The sequence below is a fragment of the Rubrivivax albus genome (genome assembly GCF_004016515.1).
Lineage (GTDB): Bacteria > Pseudomonadota > Gammaproteobacteria > Burkholderiales > Burkholderiaceae_C > Rubrivivax > Rubrivivax albus.
On sequence record NZ_SACT01000036.1, the window covers coordinates 1 to 1,046 of the forward strand.

Here is a 1,046-nt window from a genome sequence, read left to right on the forward strand (position 1 = left end):
CCTGATTAGCGATGAACCTCAGCAACCCGGATTCCCCGCTCGGGCTGCCTGGGCGTCTTGGCCAGCGCTCGCAGCAAGCTGCCGAGCATGGAGCGCATGTCGTAGCGCCGGTTGAAGCGGAACTGCACCTCGGCGAGGTAGCGGTAGCCGTACTTGGCGAACTTGATGGCATGGTACGTGCCTGTCAGGGCGGTCTTGACGTTGCCGATGAGCGTGTTGACGGCGCGGAACTTCTCGTTGAGCACGCTGGCCTTGCCGCCGCCGGTGATCTCGCGGTCATGGACGGCGCCCATCGAGGCGGCCACGGTGAAGCAGCCCAGGCCGTCGGAGACGATCGTCAGCGGCAGGCCCATGCTGGTGGCGATGAAGTCCGTCATTGCCTCCTTGGTGAACGGCCGCGCCGACAGGCAGGCCAGGTGCGCGCGGCCGTCCTCGGTTGTCTGCACCGCCACGACGAAGGGCACCTTGTTCTCCGAGCCTCGGCCGGCCTTGCCGCCGCTGCGCTCCCCGCCGAGATAGGCGTCGTCGACCTCGACGCGGCCGCTGAGCTGGCGGTCGGACTCGGCCAGCGCCATGGCCTGTAGCAGCTTGTGCTTGACGAGCCAGGCGGTGCGGTAGCTCACGCCCAGCTGCCGGGTCAGCTCCAGCGCCGAGACGTTGTTCTTGGCCTGGGTGAGGAGCTGCATGGCCAGGAACCAGCGCGTCAGCAGCAACTTGGTGGCCTCGAAGACGGTGCCGCTGATGACGCTGCACTGATGCTGGCAGCCAGCGCACTGCCAGTACAGGCGGCCTTCGCGCCGGAACGAGGTGCGCGACTGCATCACGCCGCAGACCGGGCAGACGAAGCCACCAGGCCAGCGCGCGGCAACCAGCGCCTGCTCGCACTGCTCCTCGGTTCCGTAGCGGTCCATGAACTCTGGCAACGACAGCCCCTTCTGGAACTGGACTCGGTTCATCGGCATGGCGCATCTCCTGGTGGGATGCGCCCATCCTCGGCGCTCAGTGGCTCACAGAGTGAGCCAGCTGAGCTTCATCGCTAATCAGGA

General features: G+C 66.8%; 1 protein-coding gene. It reads right to left on the reverse strand.

Features of this window, described 5'->3' with window-relative positions; all coding sequences use genetic code 11:
- Positions 1 to 5: 5 nt before the first annotated feature.
- A complete protein-coding gene (locus ENE75_RS24635; RefSeq protein ID WP_128201770.1) occupies positions 6 to 962 on the reverse strand; it encodes an IS1595 family transposase in 957 nt (318 codons plus the stop codon).
- Positions 963 to 1,046 lie beyond the last annotated feature (84 nt).

What these genes read in the sequence shown, in the direction of transcription:
- ENE75_RS24635 (WP_128201770.1), bottom strand. Translation starts at nt 962, where the DNA reads ATGCCGATGAACCGAGTCCAGTTCCAGAAGGGGCTGTCGTTGCCAGAG.